Below are 20,989 nucleotides of genomic sequence, written 5' to 3' on the forward strand. Positions count from 1 at the left end.
GAGCGTAGGAACGAGAGACGAGAGAGGAACCTGCGTAGGCAGGTTTTGTCTGTGTAGCCCCAGACTTCAGTCTGAGGAGAACTAAGCCTCCACTTTCACGCCTTTCCAAAAGGCGATGTAGCCTTCATGCGTTCCCACGCAGAGCGTAGGAACGAGAGAAAGAAAGCAGAGCGTAGGAACTAGAGAAAAGCGGATAAAATAATCGGAGGCGAGAGCCTCCTGAATGCGTTCCCACGCAGAGCGTAGGAACGAGAGAACGAGAGACGAGCAGAGCGTAGGAACGAGAGACGAGAGAGGAACCTGCGTAGGCAGGTTTTGTCTGTGTAGCCCCAGACTTCAGTCTGAGGAGAACTAAGCCTCCACTTTCACGCCTTTCCAAAAGGCGATGTAGCCTTCAATATTTTTAGCCGCGTCCTTTGTCTGGGGATAGTACCAGGCGGCGTCTTTGTTCGCTTGTCCATCGACTTCGATGGTATAATAGCTCGCTACGCCTTTCCAGGAACAGGTGGTGTGGGTACTGCTGTCTTTGAAGTATTGTTTGTTAATGGCGTCGGGGGGGAAATAGTGGTTTCCTTCGACGACGACGGTGCGATCGCTCTCGGCTAAAGTAGCACCATTCCAAACTGCTTTCGGCATAGGTTTGTTTTGTTTTGTAAAGTCCACTTACTATTATGAGCAGGACTGACGCATCGATCCCCCCAACCCCCCTTCCCAAGGGGGACTTTTGGGTTAGGAGCCAACTCCCCAAGGCCAGGGGGGCTTTTCGGTTAGGAGCCAACTCCCCAAGGCCAGGGGGGCTTTTCGGTTAGGAGCCAACTCCCCAAGGCAAGGGGGGCTTTTCGGTTAAGAGCCGCACAAACTCAAGCTTGCAAGTCTAAAATAATCCCAGCACCCGCAACAGCCGTCTACCATGCAGACTCATACCCTGGAAAAGGCACTCAAACATTATTTTGGCTACGATACATTTCGTCCAGGACAGCGACAGATTATCGAACAAGCGCTGCAAAACCGGGATTTATTGATTGTAATGCCCACAGGCGGCGGCAAATCTCTCTGCTTTCAACTCCCTGCTTTACTTAAACCTGGTTTAACTGTGGTTGTATCGCCGCTGATATCTTTAATGCAAGACCAAGTAGATGCACTGCACGATAATGGCATTGGGGCGACCTTTCTTAATAGTAGTCTGAACTCTTGGCAGGTGCGACACCGGGAAGAAGCGATTCTAAATGGAAAAAGTAAACTACTTTACGTCGCCCCAGAACGTCTCGTCAGCGAAAGATTTCTGCCATTCTTAGATTTAGTCAAGCATCAAATTGGACTGAATAGTTTTGCTATCGATGAAGCGCACTGTGTTTCTGAATGGGGACACGATTTTCGCCCGGAATATCGTCAGTTGCGAATATTGCGTAAGCGATATCCAGATATACCGATTATGGCGCTAACTGCGACAGCCACCGAGCGCGTGCGCCAAGATATTATCGAACAGTTAACGCTGCACGAACCTAATATTCATATTGCTAGTTTTAACCGCAAAAATCTTTATTACGAAGTTCGTCCGAAACAGAGAAACAGCTATACCGAATTATTGCTAGAAATTAAGCAGGCAAAGGGGGCGGGAATTGTCTATTGTCTCAGTCGCAAAGGGGTAGACGAACTGGCGTTTAAATTGCAGAAAGATGGGTTTAAAGCTTTACCTTACCATGCCGGATTAACCGACGAAGAACGCGCCGAAAACCAAACCAGATTTATCCGCGACGACGTGCAGGTAATGGTGGCAACAATTGCGTTTGGTATGGGGATTAATAAACCCGACGTGCGATTTGTTGTTCATTATGACTTGCCGCGCAATTTAGAAAGTTATTATCAAGAATCTGGACGCGCGGGACGAGATGGGGAACCTTCCCGCTGTATTATCTATTTCAGCTTCGGCGATATTAAGAAAATAGAATGGGGAATTGACCAAAAACCCGACGAACAAGAACAAATGATTGCGCGTCAGCAACTGCGACGGGTGATTGATTATGCCGAAGGAACCGAATGTCGCCGCACGATGCAGTTAAGTTATTTTGGCGAATATTTTGCCGGAAATTGCGGCAATTGCGATAACTGCTGTGCGCCTAAACCTGTGGAAGATTGGACAATTGAGGCGATGAAGTTTCTGTCTTGCGTCGCCCGGTGTAAGGAAAAGTTTGGTATGAATCATATTATAGATGTGCTGCGGGGTTCTCGCGGACAAAAGGTTTTACAGAATAAACATGACGAACTTTCTACTTATGGAATTGGCAAAGATAAGACAGCAGAAGAGTGGAAAATGTTGGCGAGATCGCTGCTGAATCAAGGATTATTAGATCAAACCACCGATGGTTACGCCGTCCTCAAGCTCAACGCCCTAAGCTGGGAAGTAATGCGGCGTCAGCGTTCTGTTTCTATCGCCATTCCGAAGAAACCAACGACAACGTTAGCAGAAACCAATCTGAAGAAAGCCGGATTTGAACTATTATTCGACCGACTGCGCCAACTCCGCAAACAAATCGCCGACGAACACTCGGTTCCTCCTTACGTTATCTTCCACGATTCTACTTTAAAATTAATGGCGCAAGTCCAACCCCAAACTTTAGCTGAATTTGGCACGATTTCGGGAGTTGGCGCGCGCAAACTAGAGCAATACGGCGAAAGGTTTTTATCAGAAATCAAAGCTTATCGCCAAGAACAAGGATTAGGGGTAAGTAAGATTGCCCAAAAAGCCGATTCGCCAAACTACACCCAGTTAATTACTTTGGACTTATACGAACAAGGTTTATCCATCGAGTCAATCGCTCAACAACGGAATTTGAGAACTAGCACGATTACCAGTCATTTAGCAGAAATGATCGAAATGGGGAAAGAAATAGATATAGCAGGACTGGTGTTTCCAGAGCGGCAAAAAATTATTATGGCAGCGATAGAAGAGATAGGAGATACTGAGGCGCTCAAACCGATTTATGAATATCTGGGAGAGCAGTTCACCTATGATGAAATTCGCTTGGTGAAAGCGTTTTGGCGAAAAAAGCAAACCGAATAACTGGCTGGTGTCACAGCCAATAAGCTAACTGTCCACCGAGTGCGATCGCGGCGACCAAAAAACTCTATGTTATATCTAGATGGATTCTTACGCAAATCACCTTTGTTTCTCTAGCAAGAAACCCGGTTTCTGGGTTCGGCGTGGATTCTTACTACTTCTATGGCTCCAATTATGAATTTAATCAAACGGTTAAAACAGCAGTGGCGGTCAATTTTAATTGGATATCGTTTCTGGAAAATTGTGCAAGCTCCCTATGGTGACTTCAGAGGGATCGCACAGCTATCCCAGGCTATTACCGATGAAGAAAACGCCAAACAAATGCTTGGGTTTCTCTCCAGCTATCCCCAAGGAAAACAAGCTTTACAGGAACGTCCCCGTTTAGGTAAAATTGACCTGCAACAACTGCATCAATTACCTACCCATACCCTGGGCTATATCTACGCAGATCACATGCTCAAAAATGGGTTTAGTCCTCCTCCCACAAGCGAAGTGCATGATGTAGCTTCCTTTTTAGGCGCGCATATAGCGGAAACCCACGACATCTGGCATGTAGTCACCGGATGCGATGCAGACAAAGCAGGAGAAATTAAACTCCAAGGCTTCTATGCCGCACAGATATATCCATCAAAGTTATGGCTGGCAATGCTTGCCAAAAATTTAATGAAAACCGCTTTGGAAGATATAGAATTGTGTGGCGCTCACTTAGACGCCTTGACCCAGGGTTGGATGTTAGGAAAGCGCGCCAAACCGCTATTTGGCATTCAATGGAATACCCTTTGGGAAACGCCTCTAGAAAAGGTGCGCCAGCAATTGAACATACAAGAGTTACCCATTTCGACAGAGGCAAATGAAGCGGTATTAAGTAGAATAGCAAATCCGGTTTGAGCGCCCCCCTTAGATTTTACAGCCGGCGCAGGCGTAGCTCTGTTTCAAGACTTACGCAGCAACTCCAGATATGCAGGAGATGGTGCCGTACACCGCTCAGGATGCAACCTAGATATAGTCCACTTGAGTGGACTTTCTCTATTAGCCGGGGAGTTGAGTGCAGGGCGGGTTTTATGGGTAGCGACAAGGTTGCCGCAATCCAGTTTGTTTGCTATTCTAGGGAAAACTGGGAACTTTTGTGGTATGATGTTGTGGGACGTAGTCAAGCTGGGATTTTTTTCTGCGGTTCGCTTTTTCTTGCTGCATCAAAAAAATTACTTTAGGTAAGGCGATGCAGAAAGCAGCGTTGAACAGCGTCATCAACAGACAATCGACTAAACTCATAGCTATAACCTCCGAAAATATAGCTTATTTAATTAAGTATCAAGCAAAAATCCTCAAAACAAAAGCGCCCAAAGGTTTGAATTACTTGTAGGTGATATAAGCTTTACTGATGAGACACCCAACAATTCTGTCCACGCAGGGGGTATAATAAAGCGTCGTAGCGGGATAAGGTGGAATCACAGCCAAATCAAGATCAAGTATCCCCTATGTTAAAAGATAGCCCTACGTCTACCCCTGCTTTTAAACTCACCGAACAAGACCGTCTGGCGTTGAAGAGTTTGGTAGATTACTCTGGGGTAGATTCTGTTCCGGAAGTTTGGGCGATTGCGGCGCAAAAGTATGCCAATATCGTCGCTTTGCACGACCCCCATGCCAAACCAGAAATAATTCTCACCTACGCTCAACTGTACCAGCAGATGCGGCAATTCGCGGCTGGATTGCAAGTATTGGGAATCGTACCAGCATACGAACCTCCCAGAGTTGCCTTATTTTCCGATAACTGTCCCCGTTGGTTGATTGCGGATCAAGGGATAATTATGGCAGGGGCAGCAAACGTGGTTCGCAGTTCGGGGGCGGATAAAGACGAACTGCTGTATATTTTGGCAAATAGTGGCAGCAACGCTTTGGTGGTAGAAGACCTGAAGACGTTGAAAAAATTGGGGGATCGCATCTACGATCTTCCCATCCAATTAGTCGTGTTACTCTCGGATGAACAACCCGATGCCAAAGGTATCTTAAACGTTTTCAACTTTGCCCAAGTGATGGCAAAAGGAGAAAATCAACCTTTACAGCCAGCTAACCAAAATCGGGAAACCTTGGCAACCCTACTTTACACCTCCGGGACGACGGGGAAACCCAAAGGCGTGATGCTGTCCCACGGGAATTTATTGCACCAAATCGTAACGATAGGGGTAATTGTACAACCATCGGCGGGCGATCGCGTCCTCAGCATCCTGCCAACGTGGCACGCTTACGAACGCAGTTGCGAATACTTTCTGCTTTCCCAAGGCTGCACCCAAATTTACACCAATCTCCGCCAAGTCAAACAAGATTTAAAGAAATTTCAACCCCAATTTATGGTAGGCGTTCCCCGCTTGTGGGAATCTATCTATGAAGGGGTGCAAAAATCTTTCCGCGAACAACCTCCAAATAAGCAAAAACTGATTAATTTCTTTTTAGGCATCTCTCAGCAATATATCGAGGCGCGGCGAATCGTTCAAGGGTTGCATCTGGAAAAACGCAATCCTTCTAGTTCCCAACGCCTGGTGGCTAAAATTAAGGCAGCTGTCCTGTCGCCACTCCACGCTTTAGGGGAAAAAATCGTTTATCGTAAAGTCCGGGAAGCCACTGGCGGTAAAATTAAACAAGTCATCAGCGGCGGCGGTTCCCTGGCGATGCACTTGGATACCTTTTTTGAAATCATCGGCATTGAAGTGCTAGTCGGTTACGGTCTAACAGAAACTGCGCCCGTTGTCACCGCCCGTCGTCTTGATGATAACTTGCGCGGTTCCGCTGGAAAACCCTTACCCGGTACAGAAATTCGGATTGTAGACCCGGAAACCTGGAAAGATGTTAAACCAGGTTCTCGCGGTTTAGTCTTAATTCGAGGGCCGCAGGTGATGCCAGGATATTATCGCAATCCGGAAGCAACTGCGAAAGCGATTAATTCAGAAGGATGGTTCGATAGCGGTGACTTGGGTTGGGTGACGAATAAAAATGACCTGGTGCTGACAGGAAGGGCAAAAGATACGATTGTTTTAACCAACGGGGAAAACATCGAACCGCAACCAATTGAAGATGCTTGCTTGCGGAGTCCGTACATCGACCAGATTATGCTTGTGGGACAAGATATGCGATCGCTCGGTGCATTAATTGTGCCCAACCTGGATGCCCTCCAGCAATGGGCGGCGTCGCAAAACTCGATCTTGCGCCTACCCAATCAAACCCTTCCCCCCGACGCTAAAGGCAAGCCAGAAATCGATCTAAATAGTAAACCGATTCAGGACTTATTCCGCAAAGAATTAAACCGCGAAGTCCAAAACCGCCCCAGTTACCGTCCCGACGACCGCATCGGCGCGTTTAAATTGATTTTAGAGCCATTTTCCGTCGAAAATGGCATGATGACCCAAACTTTGAAAATCCGCCGCCCCGTCGTAACGGAACGCTATCGCGATATGATTGACGGGATGTTCTAAATGCCGTCAGCATAATGTAGGGGCTTTCTCATTTGTGCCAACAATTTCTGGGATTCAACCCCAGGTTGTCTGGACAAAAGCGAAGTCTCCGTTCGTAGTAGGCGCTTTAGCGCCAGAACCGTTCGTAGTAGGCGCTAAAGTGCCAGAACCGCTCGTAGTAGGCGCTTTAGCGTTCCCGGTGAGGTGGGGGCGGGTTTATATCAACTGTGGTTGGTAAAACCCGCCCCTACACAACTGAGTCTTGACAAAAAGCTGACAACATGCTCCCGCACTGAACTAACAATATAAATATGGAAGTCTCGACCAACAAACTGCTGCTGAAACGACCAGTCAACGTTAAAGCAATTGTCACTCCCCGCTGGAAAGAAGAAGCCCAGCAACAGCTGCAATTGCAACTGAATCAACTCGACCAACAATTGCAACAGCTAGAAATTCAAGGACAGCGGGCGATTAACGAAATTCAAAAACAAAGCATCCAACCCCCTGGGCCGCAAGTAATGCAACAAATTGAGAGCATTCAATCCCAAGTGAATCAAAGGAAAAGCGAACTGCTAGACCAGAAAAATCAGCTGCTGCAACAACTCCAGCAAGTGCAGGTACTCGAACTCAACCAAGAAGTCAATCAAGGTACGATTGAAAGCGTATTCACCATCGAGCCTGGAGAAAACTTAATCCAGAAAATGCAGGTAGAAATTCTGCTGCGCGATGGGATGGTGGAAGAAATTCGCGGCGATATTTAACTCAAGTTGCTAGTTATCTCAAACAAGCGGCTAATGGCTAATGGCTAATGGCTAATGTCAGGAAAAATGCTATAAGAGTAAGCTGGCAATTAGCAAGCTAGAAATTAGCAAAGCCGTTGATAACTAGCAAGTTGCGTTAATTAGAAATAGAGGTAATGGGTAATGGGTAATTTCAGATGGCAAATTAAAGAGGCACGGAGAAATCTGCAATTTGAAATCTAAAATATGAAATAATTACCAATTACCAATTACCAATCAGCAATTAGCAATTAGCAACTAGCAATGATTCACGAAGTTTTTATGCCCGCCCTCAGTTCCACGATGACAGAAGGCAAAATCGTTTCCTGGGTTAAGTCTGTGGGGGACAAAGTAGAAAAAGGCGAAACCGTCGTGGTGGTGGAGTCGGACAAGGCAGATATGGACGTAGAATCCTTCTATGAAGGCTATCTGGCGACCATCGTCGTGCCGGCGGGGGAAGCAGCGCCGGTGGGTGCTGCCATTGCCTTGTTAGCAGAAACAGAAGCAGAAATTGAACTGGCAAAACAGCAAGCAGCAGGCGGAAAAACCCCAGCCGCCGCACCAGCACCAGCAGCACCAGCGGCGACGCCAGAACCAGTTGCCGTTGCAGCAGAAACACCGAATGGCGCTAAGAGAAGCGAACGCATCGTAGCATCCCCCCGCGCCCGCAAGTTGGCAAAAGAACTCAAAGTTGACTTAAACGGCCTCAGCGGTAGCGGCCCCCACGGTCGCATTGTGGCAGAAGATGTAGAAGCAGCGGTAGGAAAAGCACCCGCACCCGTCGCCTCTGTCGCCCCCGTAGCGCCCGTAGCGCCCGTAGCGCCCCCACCCGTCGCACCAGCAGCCAAACCCACCGCCGCACCCGTCAGCGCCCCCGCAGCGGCAATTCCCGGTCAAATTGTACCGTTGACCACGCTGCAAAATGCCGTGGTGCGGAACATGATGGTGAGCTTGGAAGTGCCTACCTTCCACGTCGGCTACACCATAACCACCGATAATCTGGATAAGCTCTACAAGCAAATCAAATCCAAAGGCGTCACCATGACGGCGCTGCTAGCCAAAGCGGTAGCGGTGACGCTGCAAAAACACCCGCTACTGAATGCGAACTACACCCCTCAAGGGATTCAATATCCAGCGGCAATTAATATAGCCGTAGCAGTGGCGATGGATGACGGCGGGTTAATTACCCCCGTATTGCAAAAAGCCGACCAGATGGACATCTACTCGCTTTCGCGCACTTGGAAAGATTTGGTAGACCGCGCCAGAACCAAACAGTTGCAACCCCAAGAGTATAATTCCGGTACGTTTACGGTATCGAATTTAGGCATGTTTGGCGTAGACCGCTTCGATGCCATCTTACCCCCCGGACAAGGGTCAATTTTGGCAATTGGGGCATCTCGCGCCCAAGTCGTAGCAACGGAAGATGGGATGATGGGCGTGCGGCGACAAATGCAAGTTAATATTACCTGCGACCACCGGGTAATCTACGGTTCCCACGCGGCGGCATTCTTGCAAGATTTGGCGAAGTTAATTGAAACCAATGCTCAATCTTTGACGCTGTAGTTCACAAACCTTGCCCCTACCCAATTTTTTGTAGGGGCGAGTTGATTTTGCCATCTAACTCAAGTTGCTAGTTATCTTAAACCTGGAGCTAATGGCTAATGGCTAATTGCTAGTGTTAGGAAAAATGCTGTATTAGCAATTAGCAATTAGCAATTAGCAAGAAACAAAGGTGATGGGTTGGTCGTGCGTAAGTCCTGGTACTTATTCATATTGCAGCGTTATACCGGGCATCAATCTCTGCCAGTTTGCCAAGCTTTTATTTTGCCAAGCAATTTTTTTAGAAGCGCGTACAACTAACTGAATAATCTTCTTATTTCGCACTCCGATTACAAACCGAGATAAGATAGTCATCCCCGAACTATTAAGAAATTCTAGTTCTTGTAGGTTCATGGCAATTACAGGTGGCTTTTGCGCTATTATCGCCTCCAGCAACTCCTCTAGAGGTTTATAGTCAGCGATTTGGCTTTCGCGTATTAACCCCTGGAAGTTCACGGTTGCCGTTTCCGGATCGTACCATACCCTGTAATCATTCGTCTTTACTTCCACTATCCTAACCCTCGACTTCATAGTTATTATTTGAATCTATCTTAATCTGGGGGCTAGTGGATGTTGCTTGAGAATCCGGGTTTCTGTAAGATTTATAGCGGATTGCTTTCCCCATGAGGTACACCGCTTCGTTTGTATAGCGGCACCCTTAAGGGTGCCGCTATACAAACGAAGCCAAAAGGCTTTCCCTGACTCGAAAAGCAATCCGCTGTAGCTATTTCTGCTGCAAAACAACCAAGGTAATATCGTCAAAAACTTTCGGCAAGCCGATGTGCCGCCGCACATCTTCAATCGCAGCTTGCCGAATTTCAATAGCTGCCTTGTGACGATTTTATCTCACTAATTCGCACAGTGCTAATTGCTAATTGCTAATTGCTAATATAGTATTTTTACTGAGTAGGGGCTATCGCATTTGCGCTGTTATCTTGTCCGTAAACCTGCAATATTTCTAGGCAAATGCGATAGCCCTTACACGCCATTAGCTGCTATGGATGAGATAACTAGCAACTTGAGTTAATAGGGAATTTATCAAGCAAAGTGGGGGTACACCTCATCTTCAAACAACTTTTGCATCTCTGGATCGTTTTGATCGACTAGCTCCTGGTAATCTTGTTGCACTGGAATCTTGTAACTAGCTTGGCGGCTGGCAATCTGTGGCAACCATGTTGTGTGCAACGTAAACCCAAACTTGAGGTCGAGATGATGTAATCGACATAGAGGTCCCTTTGCTAGATCGTTAGCATCGAAAATCCAGATTTCATTTTTGTCTTCAAAACAAACGGCACACACGATGTAACCGTTCGTCGAACTGTCACCATTCCCACGGGGTACAAACTGTGGTGAGAGCATCATGTACCCACAAGGAAACTCATAGCGATCGGCGATGACCATTGACTTTGTATGTAGTCGAAACAAGCAAGGTGGTATGCCATTCTTAGCGAGGCTGAGAACTTGTGATTTGGGAATTAGTTGATACTTATAATCCTTGTGTAAATCGAAAATGAATTTTGTCATCAGTTGTGGCCAAAGTCCAAAAGAACTCCAGTAGATGTTTTCCATCTGTCCTGGAGGCAAGCTTGTAGGCAATCGATCAAGATATGAGTAGAGATCTACACCCCAAGTACACCTAAAGTCCCAGATAACTTTTGACTCAATCAGCTTTCCTGTCTCTCCGTTGATTGCATAACGTCCCATACGGCTGATATCCATTTCATCGTGTTCCATACCATGCAGGTAAGATGGTACAGGATGATGGGGTTTGTAGGCAGAAACATCATACTTCCTGAGCCATGCGGAAACTTGCATTGCACAAATATGCGCTACGTGAAGTGTAATCTCTCCTTGGGGATTATCATAATCAACCAGAAAGTGAGCAGCTTGGAGTGGAATCACCACTTGTTGCACAACAACTTCAACTTCTTTCTGACTGGATGCTGGAGTTTGTTTTGCTTTCACGTCGGATCGACGCACAATATAGACCTTAGAATCTGGACAAGCCGGACGTTCGATTAAGTGCCTCAAAAGTGTTTCTAGTTCTTTATTTTCTGTAAAGTAACTATTTGTCACTTGTGACAGTCCAGCTGTAAAAGCCGTATCCATCAAGACTACATAATCTTTAGTTACTCCAATTTGATGAATGGTTTGTTCAATCCTGACTGGTGAACCATCAGGCAGTATCAGCTTCCATCGTTTGAGTTCGCCGACACCATCCCAGCAAATCAGATAAGTGAAATCTTCCATTTCTATTTCAATTATCTTTTCAAGCAAATTCATTCTTTTTAATTTTAAAATATCTATAATTTTGAAATGGTTTTTCTGAAAGACATTTGAGAAGGACTCACCTACAGATTTAAACAAACGAAATATTTCTGTTTTTTCATTAATTTTATTGAGTTTGTTAATCCAAGCCATGTCTTCTATGAAAGTACTTACTGATTTGCCATAATTAACCGTAAACATTTGACTTTCGTAAGCATCAAAGGCAGGATGAGCAGTACTAAGAATACTTTTGAAGGGAAACTTTTTTGCATTAATCGGAAAGTTTACCCAATCAAGTTGTCCGCGCCACTCTTGATTCGAGCCAATTGGTGTTACCACTTCCAGGGTGTCTGTATCAATTTCATAAGGACGACCTGCATCGTAGGTAACTAACAAACGCTCCTGTGAGTCCTGAGCGAATTTCATTTTCAAAAAGTCCGTATTTAGTTGATTGCGGAGGCCAAGCGAGAGAGAAAACCTTAAGATGCCATAATTGCTAAATTGATATTTACCATACTTTGTTCCAGGCTGTGTTGCCTTATCAGCGTAGTAATCTGGTGGTTTGACAAGGCGAGTCTTCACCCTCACTTCACCGGGTTGATTAAAGTCAAATCGGTAAATCATCCCGTCGCCATTTAACAATGAGTCTCCGTCTGGATAGGGAAGACCTCCAGAGTTGACAGAACCGACTGGCGCAACGATAAATACGTGACCTTGGATATCTTCTGGTAAGTTCCCTTCAATCTTCAGTTTGACGTCATCGAGTTCATCTCGACTTGCTCTCATAATCGATTCTGGGACTTTACAGTAGCCTTGAGTTACAGCTTCAGTCAGGTCTTGAGTTGGTTCGCTCATGTGACTCTCCTGGGTTGAGATGTGCCAATATTAACAGTGTAGATTGGGTTCGGCGCGATATGCCAAAGGCACGCGCAAGGGACGCCAGACGCAATTTATACCATTTTATAGGGTGAATGGCAGGGAAAGCTCTCTCTAAAAAATTTTGCTGTTCTCACATCTTGCACCATTCTCAACAAGCCTTGAAACCCTTGTTTCTTTACGAAAAATCTAGGCTTTCAAGTTTAGCTATTTGCCAGAAACTTTGGTGTGAGCCAGGGTGCAAGATCTGAGTGTTGCTACAATCCCACTTTTAAGTAGATTTTGGATCTCCATCAAAGTGCGGATACACTTCATTAACAAACAACTCCTCAACCTCTTTCTTCAACTGTAAAGGGTAAGGAAATTTTTCTAATAAATCTTGGTAATCTTCCCTCACTGAAATGTTGTAGCTAGCTTGGCGAGTGCCAATATTTGGTAACCAAGCTGCGTGCAAAGTATACCCAAAATTAAGTGAGGGTTGTCTCAGCTTACACTTTGGTCCCTGCTTTAAGTTTTTGGCATCAAAAATCCAGAATTCATTGCTATTTTTAAACAAAACCGCACAGACAATGTAACCGTCTATTGAACTATCTTCACCATCTTTACGCGGTACGAACTGGGGGGAATTCACTGTGTAACCACTGGGAAACTCATAGTGGTCGGCGATCTCCATCGACGATGTATGTAGCCGGAACAAGCAAGCTGGTATGCCTTTTTCTGCTAACCTCAAAACCTCTGACAGCGGCACTTGCTGGTACTGATAGTTTTGATATAGGTCGCACATGGACTTTGTCATCAGTTCTTTCCAGAGTCCAGAAGAAATCCAGTAGATATCTTCGAGTTTCCCTGGAGGCATATCTGAATGTATTCTGTCATGGTATGTGTATATCCCTGGCCCCCACGTGCATTGGCGATCCGAGATGATTTTTGACTCAATAGGCTTTTCATAAGACGCACGGGAAGCGGGAAACTCAGTCTCTTTAGAGCTGAGAGGAAAGCGACGCGAGCGATTTTAATCGCAGTCGTATTTCAGAATCAATGATGGTGAGGATCTTCAATATAGCGCTTTACTGCATCGCTGCTAATATTGCCAGCAGTACTAACAAAATAGCTGTTTGTCCAAAGAGACGGCAGCTTTTTTAATTGGGGGAACTCTCTTCGTAGATAGTAACTAGATCTACCCTTAAAAGCCTTGACCACCAAGTGAGGAGTATCAGTAGGCTTGACATTTGTTGCATAACAATTGACATAGGTATCGTAGTCGATTACCATAAGCATGTCAACAAGTTCGCAATTTATGCCAAAAACCAAAGAAAGCATAGGTGTCCAGCAAATATTGCTGCACCCAGACCCAGAAACCAAAGCGATACTAGAATACCTCTGTCAACAATCGGGCAAGCTCTACAACAGTGGAGTTTACATCGCTAGACAAGTTTTTTTCAAAACCAGCAAATTGCTGACCGGAAAGTTTGACCTAATCTACGAACCATCAGTCTCAAAATCGGCAATCGCTCAGTCCCTACCATCCACACCAATGCAGCAGACATTGATGTCAGTTGCAGAAGCATTCAAGTCTTTCAAGGGGTTGAGAGATTTGCATTTTCAGGGTGAATTACACTTTAAGCCACGCCCACCCAACTATCTCAAAGGCTCAAAACTGTTCAAAGTTACCTATCCTAACTCTGGCGGTCAAAAGCCAATTCTTATTGATGGCAACTTGAAGTTTTCTCTGGGATTAACCGTTAGAAGGTGGTTTGGGATATCGGAATTCTTTCTGCCTATGCCATCAAACATCGACTGCTCAAAGGTTAAAGAATTTACCATCTTGCCCAAAAACGGTGCATTTTATTTAGAACTGTCCTATCCAGTTCAAAAAGAAAAGCACGATTTATATATAAATCGTGCTTTGTCAATAGACTTGGGAACCGCCGATAACCTAGCGGCCTGTGTCGATACCTTGGGTAACTCTTTTTTAATTGATGCTCGCGCTATAAAGGCGATGAATCAACTGTGGAACAAAAAGGTAGCGACTCGCAAACAGAGTAGGCCGGAGGAATATTGGGATAAATGGTTAGATAGGATTACTCGCAAGCGCAACCATCAAATGCGCGATGGAATCAACAAGGCAGCTAAAATTATTGTTCGACATTGTTTGAAACACCAGATTGGCACTTTAGTTATTGGCTGGAATGAAGGCTTTAAAGAAAGTGCTAGCCTTGGTCGAGTCGAGAATCAGAAATTTGTCCAGATGCCCTTGGGAAAACTGAAGGAGCGACTGAAGCAACTTTGCAGTTTACATGATATTAGATTTGTAGAAACTGAAGAGGCTTACACTTCTCAGGCTAGCTTTCTTGATGGTGACTCCCTACCCAAATATGGCGAAAAGCCAGATGGGTGGAAAGCGTCAGGTAAGCGCATATATCGCGGGCTGTATCGTTCTGCTAACGGTTCGGTTGTTAATGCCGATCTGAATGCTTCTGCTAATATTTTGCGTAAAGTAGCCAGCAATCTAAGCTTGGACTTAGGCTTACTGGGTAGGCGGTGTTTGACGACCGCAGCGAGGGTTAGGCTTTGGTTAAAGCCTTCTCTGTCCGCAGAATCTCAGCGTCTTCAGACCTGAGAGTGTCAATTGTGCTTTCTACGTCGATAACATAGCGTCCCATGCGACTGATATCCATCGGATTCATTGTTATCCCAGACAAGTAAGAAGGTAAGGAATTATGGGGTGAATAAGCAGACACATCATATTCTCGCAGCCATTCCGATACCTCCCAAGCACAAATATGCGCCATATGAAGTGTGATTTGTCCGCGTGGATTTTCATAGTCCACTAAAAAATCTGCTGCTGGGAGTGGTATCACAACCTTCCACGCTACAACTTCAACTTCTCGCTGATTGCGTGCAGCACTTTGTCCAGATTTTAGGTAATCACGAGGAACAATATATATAGTGGAATCCGGCAAAACTGGACATGTCAGTAAATATCCCAGCTGTCTTTCCAATTCCTTGTTGTCAGGAAAAGGATTATTGAGCAACTGCCCTAACCCAGCTTTGAACGCTGTGTCCATAATTACTACGTAGTCCCTAGTAACTCCAATCTGATGTATGGTTTGCTTAATTTTGATCGGTGAACCATCAGGGAGGATCAGCTTCCATCGTTCCAGGTTCCCTAAACCATCCCAGCGAACCAGATAAACAAAATCTTCTACACCGATTATCTTTTCAATTAAGTTCGTACAAAATTGAAAAAAATTTTCAGAAAATGGAGAAAATATACTAGAGAAATTTTTGAAAATATTTTCGCTCAAAAACTTAGCGCTCTTTTTCAGAAACTCATCAACTTCTTGCGGTAGTTGAGATAGCTTGTGAATCAAAGGTGTGGTTTCAAGAAGACTGCCTAACGACCTGCCATAATTGACCGTAAACATCTCTTTAGTGTGGGCATCAAATACTGGATGGGCGGTGCTAAAAACTGGTTTAAAGGGCAAGGAAAGCGACATTGCTCCCCTCCACTCTTGATTTGCCCCAACTAAAGTCACAATTTCAAGGGTTTCTGTATCAATTTCATAGGGACGACCCGCGTCATAAGTTACTAGCAGACGCTCAGGTTCGTCCTGAGAGAATTTCATGGGCAGAAAACCTGTATTCAACTCGTTACGAGCGCCAAGAAATACGGAAAACCTTAAGATGCCATAATTGCTAAATTGATACTTTTCATACTTTGTTCCAGGTTGGGTTGCCTTGTCAGCGTAGTAACATGGCGGTTTGACGAGGCGCGACTTCAACCTCACTTCACCCTGCCGATCGAAATCAAGTCGATAAATCATGCCGTCGCCATTCAACCATGAGTTTCCATCAGGGTAAGGAAGACCTCCTGATTCGACGCTTCCCACTGGAGCGACAATAAAGACGTGACCTTGCAAGTCCTCTGGTAGTTCCGCTCTGCCAAACCTACTCAAATCTACCTATGAGACTGGTTAAGGCGTGGCTTCCTGCTTCCACCTTGGGAGTCGGCGAAAACAGTCCCCAGGCGTAAATTCGGGAGCAGCTCTCCCTACTCGCTCTAAGTTTAACGCTGCATTTAAGTCTCTATCACATGTCCAACCACATTTTTCACACTGAAAAATCCGCTCTGATAAAGATAAAGACTGTTTCACCTCACCACAACAATGGCAAGTTTTAGAACTCGGAAACCATCGAGAAACGACGAGCAGTGAGCAACCATAAAGTTGACATTTATATTGCAACTGTCGCTTGAATTCGTAAAAACTTCCATCAGCAATAGCTAGGGCTAATTTTCCATTGGCTAACATCCCGCTCACATTTAAGTCTTCAATTACCACCACACCGTGGTTCTTGGCGAGGTAGGTTGTTAACTTGTGTAAGTAGTCACGGCGAATGTTAGCAATTTGGCTATGCAACCGCGCTATTTTTTTGGCTTTTAGCCAATTTTTCTCGCCAAGTTGTTTGTGCCGATGGCTCCATTGCTAGTGAGCCAGCCTTTTGAGCAGACCGCGAGTTTTTTTGGCTCCGACAAAAACTTCCCCAGTTGAAAGTGTGGCTAAATTTAATATTCCTAAGTCTACCCCAACAATATCAATTGCTTTTGGGGTACATGTGGGTTCCACCTCTAGTTTAAACGAAATGAACCATCGATCCGCAAGGCGGCTAATCGTTACTGTATGAGGTGTGATGCCATTAGGCAAACGTTCGTAGGTTTTTAATACTCCGATGACAGGAACTTGTATTTTGAAGGGGCTGATGATTTTGATCGTCCCTTCTAAGGTAAATGAATCGTGCCGTCCTTTTTTCTTGAATTTTGGCGTAGCAGCTTTCTTCTCAAAGCATTTCTTCCAAGCTGCTCTTAAATGCATTAATGCATATTGAGGGGCAGTTTTGGAAACTTCATAGTACCAAGGATATTTGGATTTGACTAATGCTACTAGCCATTTATGTAAATCGATGGCGCTGGGGAATTTGATTTTATCCTCTGGGTGGGTCTGATTGTGGTTTAAGATGGCTTTGGTTAACCCTAATCCCCAGTTCCAAGCATGACGTGCTACTCCTGCATGTTTGGCAAGCAGTTGAGCTTGAGTGTTTTTGAGTTGGATTTGGGTTTTAAATCCGAGTAGCACGAAAGGGTTGGTCTTGACTATCTGCTCTTGAGTGTAATTATGCAATTGGCTTGGTTTGGCCAACTCAAATCTTCGCAAATCTTTACACTCACTGTGGTTTTAGAGAGATTTAAGTAGATTTGGGCAGATTTTTTGTCACTGTTTTTAGCCCCCTCAATTTCCAGTTGGATGTTATCTAGTTCTTCCCGACTTGCCGTCATCATCGACTGGGGAACTGGGGGACAGTCGCTCTTTACTGCTTTGGTGTTGCTCTGAGTTGGTTCGCTCATGTGACTCTCCTGGGTTGAGATGTGCCAATATTAACAGAGCAGATTGGGTTCTGCGCCATATGCCAAAGGCACGCGCAAGGGACGCAAGACAAAATTTATACTACTTTATCTAGTCAACGCTACTTAAAGCTCCGCTCCCATCCTCAGTCTTCCCGCAGGACTGACGCAAACACCAAAGTTTCTATGAAAAATCGTCGCAAGAGAACTAGAGATATGCCTCCCTTCCGCACTCGCGTTCGACGCAGAAACCCGGTTTCTCATCCTCAGTATTCCCGGACAAATGCCTAGAATCACAATATCGTTTCCGGTTAGTCAAGGCGGTTAGAGCAATTACCAACAAAGCTAATCCTGCCGATGCAACCAAATTTGCTCTCACCTATTTTTGTTTTAAAACCACCAACGTAATATCATCAAACACCTTTTGCTTGCCGATGTGCCGCCGCAGGTCTTCTATCACCAATTGCCGAATTTCTTGAGCCGATAGCAGCCGATTTTCTCTCACGACTTCGCACAGTTTTTCTAGGCCGTATTGCTGGCTATTCATATCTTCAGCTTCGGTGATGCCATCGGTGTAAAGCACCACCACATCCCCAGAATTTAACTGTATTTGGATTTGGGAGACAAAATCAGCAATTTCCTCATCCAACCCAATCGGAAATCCCAGATCTATTGTATCAATTCGCTCGATTTCTCCATCAGCACGCACGATAATTGTCTCTTCGTGTTGACCGCTGATGCTAAGTTTCCCTTTGGCATAGTCTAGTACGGCGAGGGTGAGATTTTTATCGGATTTCATCCGAGCGATGTTGTGATAAATCGTGCGGTTGAGGATATCTAAAAATTGTACCGGATCGGTAATCTTAGTTTCTTGTAGCGTTCTGACTGCGGTTTGGGTCATTAACATTAATACGCCGCTTTCTAACCCATGTCCGGTGACATCGCCGATGCTAATTTTCACCTTTCCATTCTCGGGTAGCACGTCGTAGTAATCGCCGCCCACTTGCTCGGCAGGTTCCATAAATCCAGCAATTTCTAAGTCTTCAACTGCCTCTAATTCTGCTTGTTTCGGTAAAATCATTTGTTGCAGTCGCTTGGTGATTTCCAATTCAGCATTGAGGCGAATATTTTCGGCTTTAAGTTGCTCGTTGAGCGCGGTAATTTCTTGATTGGCTTGCGCGAGTTGGGCGGTGCGTTCTTCTACTTTTTGTTCTAGGGTTTGGGCGTATTCTTCTAATTTTCGATAAGAAAGTCTGAGATTCTTCAACAAAACATATCCGATGCTGATTACAGCAGATGTAACAACAGAGAGGAGGGGAGCAAATGCAGGTATCCACCAACCTGATAGAAAGGCTAAATATGAGATAATAACAATACTGCCCCCGGCGATAAAAATGCCAACAACAGCCCATCGCCTGCGGAGGTACATTGAACCTAAAGTCGCACTACACCCAGACCAAAAAATAATCCACAGCCAATTTAAAGGTTGATTCCAAGCACGCAGCAGGGGACGACCTTCTATTGCTGCACTTAAAATTTGGCTGGTTATATTGGCGTGAATTACTACTCCCGGCGTCAGTTGGGAAATACCGAATAATTTGCTTGTATAAGGTGTTTGGAAAAGGTCGTTGAGGCTGGGTGCTGTTGCGCCGATAAAGACGATGCGATCGCGCATCAGCCCCTCTGGTATTCTATTCTCTAACACATCCTGCAGCGATATGTTAGGAAACCGATTCAGTTGCCCGCGATAGTTTAATAAAATCTGGTATCCCCCCATGTCCCCTTTGTGATAAACTCCCTCATTACCCGCCAAGGGAACAAAGACTGCTTTACCCAATCTATATATTTTTTTATTTTGAGCGATAACCTGAAGATTAATCCCTTCTTTTTCCAAATACATTAACGCTGTTTTGGTTCCCAGTCCCTCTCTAAACACACCTTTCTTATTTCCCACTAAAATTAAACTCCGCCGCACCTTCCCATCGGTATCTAATACTAAATCCGCCGCAGCTACTTGCTCTAGTTCTTTCAAAGTTGGGGGTGGTGCAATCGGTTCCCCGCCTACTTTTTCAATTCCAATTAAGTTGGGGTTAGACTTAAATAATTCAACTAATTCTTCATGCCCCGGTTCGACTGGTAAATCTCGATAAATATCGATGCCAATTGCTCTAGGTTCTTGGGCTTTGATGTTGCGAATAAGCCTTGCCATTGCCCGGTCGGACATGGGCCATTTGCGGACATAATTAATATCTGACTCGCCAATCGTTACAATGACAATGCGCTGGTCGATTGGCTCGGCTTTCCGCAACAGCACAAATTGATCGAAGATTGCCCATTCTAGTAACCGGAAAAAACCAGCCTGGGAGCCAACAATAATTAATCCAGCTACGCTGGTAGTAATAATTAATACTCCTCGCCATTGTCCGAGTCGCTGTTTTAGTTTTTTCCACATAGGTTATGGGTAATTGGTAATTGGTAATTGCTAATTTGTCATTATTACCCATTACCGATTACCAATTAGCTCTTCAGATTACAGCTGTTCTGCGATGGGTTGATTGGCAATCGCTTCCAATCCCACTTCTTTTAACAGATCTTTCCACTCGCTAGCCAAGGTGGCATTCCCCGGCTGTGTCAGTTTAGCCGACGCTAAGATTGCCACAGTATCGTACCAAATCCCCTGCTGGGCGTATTCTGTAGCCCGCTCTAGGGGCGTTTTAGTTGCATTTTGAGCCGTTTGGCTCTCGACTCGCCTGATCCACCCTATTGCCCCATTATTATCTGGTTGGAGAATTCCTCCGGGCTGGATGGGTGCAAAGAACCAGACGTAGTTTTTGCCAATCTCTAGTTCGGGGGCATCTTCTGGAAGGGTGAAACTGACAATTCCCCCCTGGCCAGAAATCTTCAGAATGGTTTGATAGTGATGATTTCTGCGTTCGTCTTGCACGCTAAAAAATACTTCTTTGCTAGCAGTCGGCGGTAAGTAAACAAAAAAGGTCGGACGTGCGGCTACTGTGCGTCCGTAGCGCGTTATTGGCAGCAATGCCCTCAAAGCGAGTTGTCCTTCGGTACGAGTGCCTCCCGATGCGGTGTTAGCGGGGGCGCTTTCTCCCGGCGTTTGGAATCTCACATTGCCGCGACTGCCGCCGCCGATGGTGTTCCTGGGTGTAGCCTCTCCTGGGGCGGCGAATCGCACGTTCCCCCGCGTCCCGCCCCCCGTCGTGTTAACGGGTGCAGCATCTTCTGGGGGCGCAAATTTGACGTTCCCGCGCGTCCCGCCGCCGGTAGTGTTATTGGGTGCAACTTCTCCGGGTGCAGCAAATCTGACGTTACCGCGCGTCCCGCCGCCGATGGTGCTTCTCGGTGCGGCTTCTCCTGGGGCTTCAAATCGCAGACTAATCAGAACATCTCTGTCTTGCCCAATCGGTTTTGGAGTTGCTTGTACCGATTGGTAGAAGCTACTGGCAATAACAGCGACACCGCTGAGGGTTGCTGATAACCAGGTGGTAAAAGTGGTGGGTTTGAATTGAGTCATAGTGCGATCTCTGGTGAGCGATTTTATTAA

16 protein-coding genes and 2 pseudogenes are annotated in these 20,989 nt (G+C 45.6%); 7 read left to right on the top strand and 11 right to left on the bottom strand.

Annotated elements, in window-relative coordinates; translation table 11 throughout:
* Nucleotides 1-351: 351 nt before the first annotated feature.
* Nucleotides 352-636 (bottom strand): DUF427 domain-containing protein, encoded by a 285-nt coding sequence (locus MiSe_RS22835; RefSeq protein WP_226585186.1) that lies wholly within the window; start codon nt 634-636, stop codon nt 352-354.
* 274 nt (nt 637-910) lie between these two features.
* Here MiSe_RS22835 and recQ point away from each other — a divergent pair, with 274 nt between their 5' ends.
* Together recQ and MiSe_RS22845 are read left to right on the top strand one after the other, a co-directional pair.
* On the top strand, nt 911-3,061 hold the full coding sequence (recQ, locus tag MiSe_RS22840; RefSeq protein ID WP_226585187.1) for a DNA helicase RecQ: 2,151 nt from the start codon (nt 911-913) through the stop codon (nt 3,059-3,061).
* 159 nt (nt 3,062-3,220) lie between these two features.
* Entirely contained in the window at nt 3,221-3,946 is a 726-nt protein-coding gene (locus MiSe_RS22845; protein ID WP_226585188.1) for a Coq4 family protein, read from the top strand.
* A gap of 216 nt (nt 3,947-4,162) precedes the next feature.
* Here MiSe_RS22845 and MiSe_RS22850 read toward each other — a convergent pair whose 3' ends face one another.
* Complete coding sequence (locus MiSe_RS22850) at nt 4,163-4,330, bottom strand: hypothetical protein (protein ID WP_226585189.1); 168 nt, start codon at nt 4,328-4,330, stop codon at nt 4,163-4,165.
* A 206-nt stretch (nt 4,331-4,536) separates the two neighbouring features.
* Between MiSe_RS22850 and MiSe_RS22855 the strand changes: the two genes are divergently transcribed.
* From MiSe_RS22855 to MiSe_RS22870, 4 genes are all read left to right on the top strand, one after another.
* Entirely contained in the window at nt 4,537-6,525 is a 1,989-nt protein-coding gene (locus tag MiSe_RS22855; protein WP_226585191.1) for an AMP-dependent synthetase/ligase, read from the top strand.
* A gap of 34 nt (nt 6,526-6,559) precedes the next feature.
* Nucleotides 6,560-6,742: a hypothetical protein gene (locus MiSe_RS22860; protein ID WP_226585193.1), complete on the top strand. Its 183-nt coding sequence runs from the start codon at nt 6,560-6,562 to the stop codon at nt 6,740-6,742.
* A gap of 73 nt (nt 6,743-6,815) precedes the next feature.
* Complete coding sequence (locus MiSe_RS22865) at nt 6,816-7,265, top strand: YlqD family protein (RefSeq protein ID WP_226585196.1); 450 nt, start codon at nt 6,816-6,818, stop codon at nt 7,263-7,265.
* Between the two features lie 282 nt (nt 7,266-7,547).
* Nucleotides 7,548-8,846 carry a dihydrolipoamide acetyltransferase family protein gene (locus MiSe_RS22870; protein WP_226585197.1) on the top strand — a complete coding sequence of 433 codons (1,299 nt, stop codon included), beginning with the start codon at nt 7,548-7,550 and terminating at the stop codon, nt 8,844-8,846.
* 201 nt (nt 8,847-9,047) lie between these two features.
* On the opposite strand, the gene MiSe_RS22875 is transcribed toward MiSe_RS22870, so the two are convergent.
* The 4 genes and pseudogenes from MiSe_RS22875 to tnpA form a co-directional block, all read right to left on the bottom strand.
* Nucleotides 9,048-9,392 (bottom strand): slr1659 superfamily regulator, encoded by a 345-nt coding sequence (locus tag MiSe_RS22875; protein ID WP_226585199.1) that lies wholly within the window; start codon nt 9,390-9,392, stop codon nt 9,048-9,050.
* Between the two features lie 528 nt (nt 9,393-9,920).
* The gene (locus MiSe_RS22880) at nt 9,921-12,005 is read right to left on the bottom strand and encodes a carotenoid oxygenase family protein (protein ID WP_226585201.1); all 2,085 of its coding nucleotides are present in this window, start codon (nt 12,003-12,005) and stop codon (nt 9,921-9,923) included.
* 292 nt (nt 12,006-12,297) lie between these two features.
* Nucleotides 12,298-12,882 carry a carotenoid oxygenase family protein gene (locus MiSe_RS22885; protein WP_226585203.1) on the bottom strand — a complete coding sequence of 195 codons (585 nt, stop codon included), beginning with the start codon at nt 12,880-12,882 and terminating at the stop codon, nt 12,298-12,300.
* Between the two features lie 179 nt (nt 12,883-13,061).
* Nucleotides 13,062-13,253 (bottom strand): annotated as a pseudogene (gene tnpA, locus MiSe_RS22890) (IS200/IS605 family transposase); the annotation flags it as partial.
* A 49-nt stretch (nt 13,254-13,302) separates the two neighbouring features.
* On the opposite strand from tnpA, the gene MiSe_RS22895 reads away from it, so the two are divergent.
* Nucleotides 13,303-14,646 carry an RNA-guided endonuclease InsQ/TnpB family protein gene (locus tag MiSe_RS22895; RefSeq protein WP_226585206.1) on the top strand — a complete coding sequence of 448 codons (1,344 nt, stop codon included), beginning with the start codon at nt 13,303-13,305 and terminating at the stop codon, nt 14,644-14,646.
* Here the strand turns inward: MiSe_RS22895 and MiSe_RS22900 are convergent.
* The 5 genes and pseudogenes from MiSe_RS22900 to MiSe_RS22925 form a co-directional block, all read right to left on the bottom strand.
* On the bottom strand, nt 14,591-15,985 hold the full coding sequence (locus tag MiSe_RS22900) for a carotenoid oxygenase family protein (RefSeq protein ID WP_226585207.1): 1,395 nt from the start codon (nt 15,983-15,985) through the stop codon (nt 14,591-14,593). The genes MiSe_RS22895 and MiSe_RS22900 overlap by 56 nt on opposite strands.
* Nucleotides 15,986-16,003: 18 nt before the next feature.
* A pseudogene (locus MiSe_RS51125) lies at nt 16,004-17,161 on the bottom strand (RNA-guided endonuclease InsQ/TnpB family protein).
* Nucleotides 17,162-17,178: 17 nt separating this feature from the next.
* Nucleotides 17,179-17,430 (bottom strand): hypothetical protein, encoded by a 252-nt coding sequence (locus tag MiSe_RS22915; RefSeq protein ID WP_226585209.1) that lies wholly within the window; start codon nt 17,428-17,430, stop codon nt 17,179-17,181.
* Between the two features lie 376 nt (nt 17,431-17,806).
* Nucleotides 17,807-19,879 (bottom strand): CHASE2 domain-containing protein, encoded by a 2,073-nt coding sequence (locus tag MiSe_RS22920; protein ID WP_226585210.1) that lies wholly within the window; start codon nt 19,877-19,879, stop codon nt 17,807-17,809.
* Nucleotides 19,880-19,957: 78 nt separating this feature from the next.
* Nucleotides 19,958-20,959, bottom strand: coding sequence for a DUF928 domain-containing protein (locus MiSe_RS22925; protein ID WP_226585211.1), 1,002 nt, complete (start codon nt 20,957-20,959; stop codon nt 19,958-19,960).
* Between the last annotated feature and the right edge of the window lie 30 nt (nt 20,960-20,989).

The sequence above is a fragment of the Microseira wollei NIES-4236 genome, assembly GCF_020521235.1.
Lineage (GTDB): Bacteria > Cyanobacteriota > Cyanobacteriia > Cyanobacteriales > Aerosakkonemataceae > Microseira > Microseira wollei.

Bases quoted from the DNA above. Each gene is read 5' to 3' on its own strand.
- MiSe_RS22895 (WP_226585206.1), top strand. From the start codon at position 13,303: ATGTCAACAAGTTCGCAATTTATGCCAAAAACCAAAGAAAGCATAGGT.
- MiSe_RS22850 (WP_226585189.1), bottom strand. From the start codon at position 4,330: ATGAGTTTAGTCGATTGTCTGTTGATGACGCTGTTCAACGCTGCTTTC.
- MiSe_RS22920 (WP_226585210.1), bottom strand. From the start codon at position 19,879: ATGTGGAAAAAACTAAAACAGCGACTCGGACAATGGCGAGGAGTATTA.
- MiSe_RS22845 (WP_226585188.1), top strand. From the start codon at position 3,221: ATGGCTCCAATTATGAATTTAATCAAACGGTTAAAACAGCAGTGGCGG.
- MiSe_RS22885 (WP_226585203.1), bottom strand. From the start codon at position 12,882: ATGCCTCCAGGGAAACTCGAAGATATCTACTGGATTTCTTCTGGACTC.
- MiSe_RS22915 (WP_226585209.1), bottom strand. From the start codon at position 17,430: ATGAGCGAACCAACTCAGAGCAACACCAAAGCAGTAAAGAGCGACTGT.
- recQ (WP_226585187.1), top strand. From the start codon at position 911: ATGCAGACTCATACCCTGGAAAAGGCACTCAAACATTATTTTGGCTAC.
- MiSe_RS22925 (WP_226585211.1), bottom strand. From the start codon at position 20,959: ATGACTCAATTCAAACCCACCACTTTTACCACCTGGTTATCAGCAACC.
- MiSe_RS22855 (WP_226585191.1), top strand. From the start codon at position 4,537: ATGTTAAAAGATAGCCCTACGTCTACCCCTGCTTTTAAACTCACCGAA.
- MiSe_RS22880 (WP_226585201.1), bottom strand. From the start codon at position 12,005: ATGAGCGAACCAACTCAAGACCTGACTGAAGCTGTAACTCAAGGCTAC.
- MiSe_RS22870 (WP_226585197.1), top strand. From the start codon at position 7,548: ATGATTCACGAAGTTTTTATGCCCGCCCTCAGTTCCACGATGACAGAA.
- MiSe_RS22835 (WP_226585186.1), bottom strand. From the start codon at position 636: ATGCCGAAAGCAGTTTGGAATGGTGCTACTTTAGCCGAGAGCGATCGC.
- MiSe_RS22865 (WP_226585196.1), top strand. From the start codon at position 6,816: ATGGAAGTCTCGACCAACAAACTGCTGCTGAAACGACCAGTCAACGTT.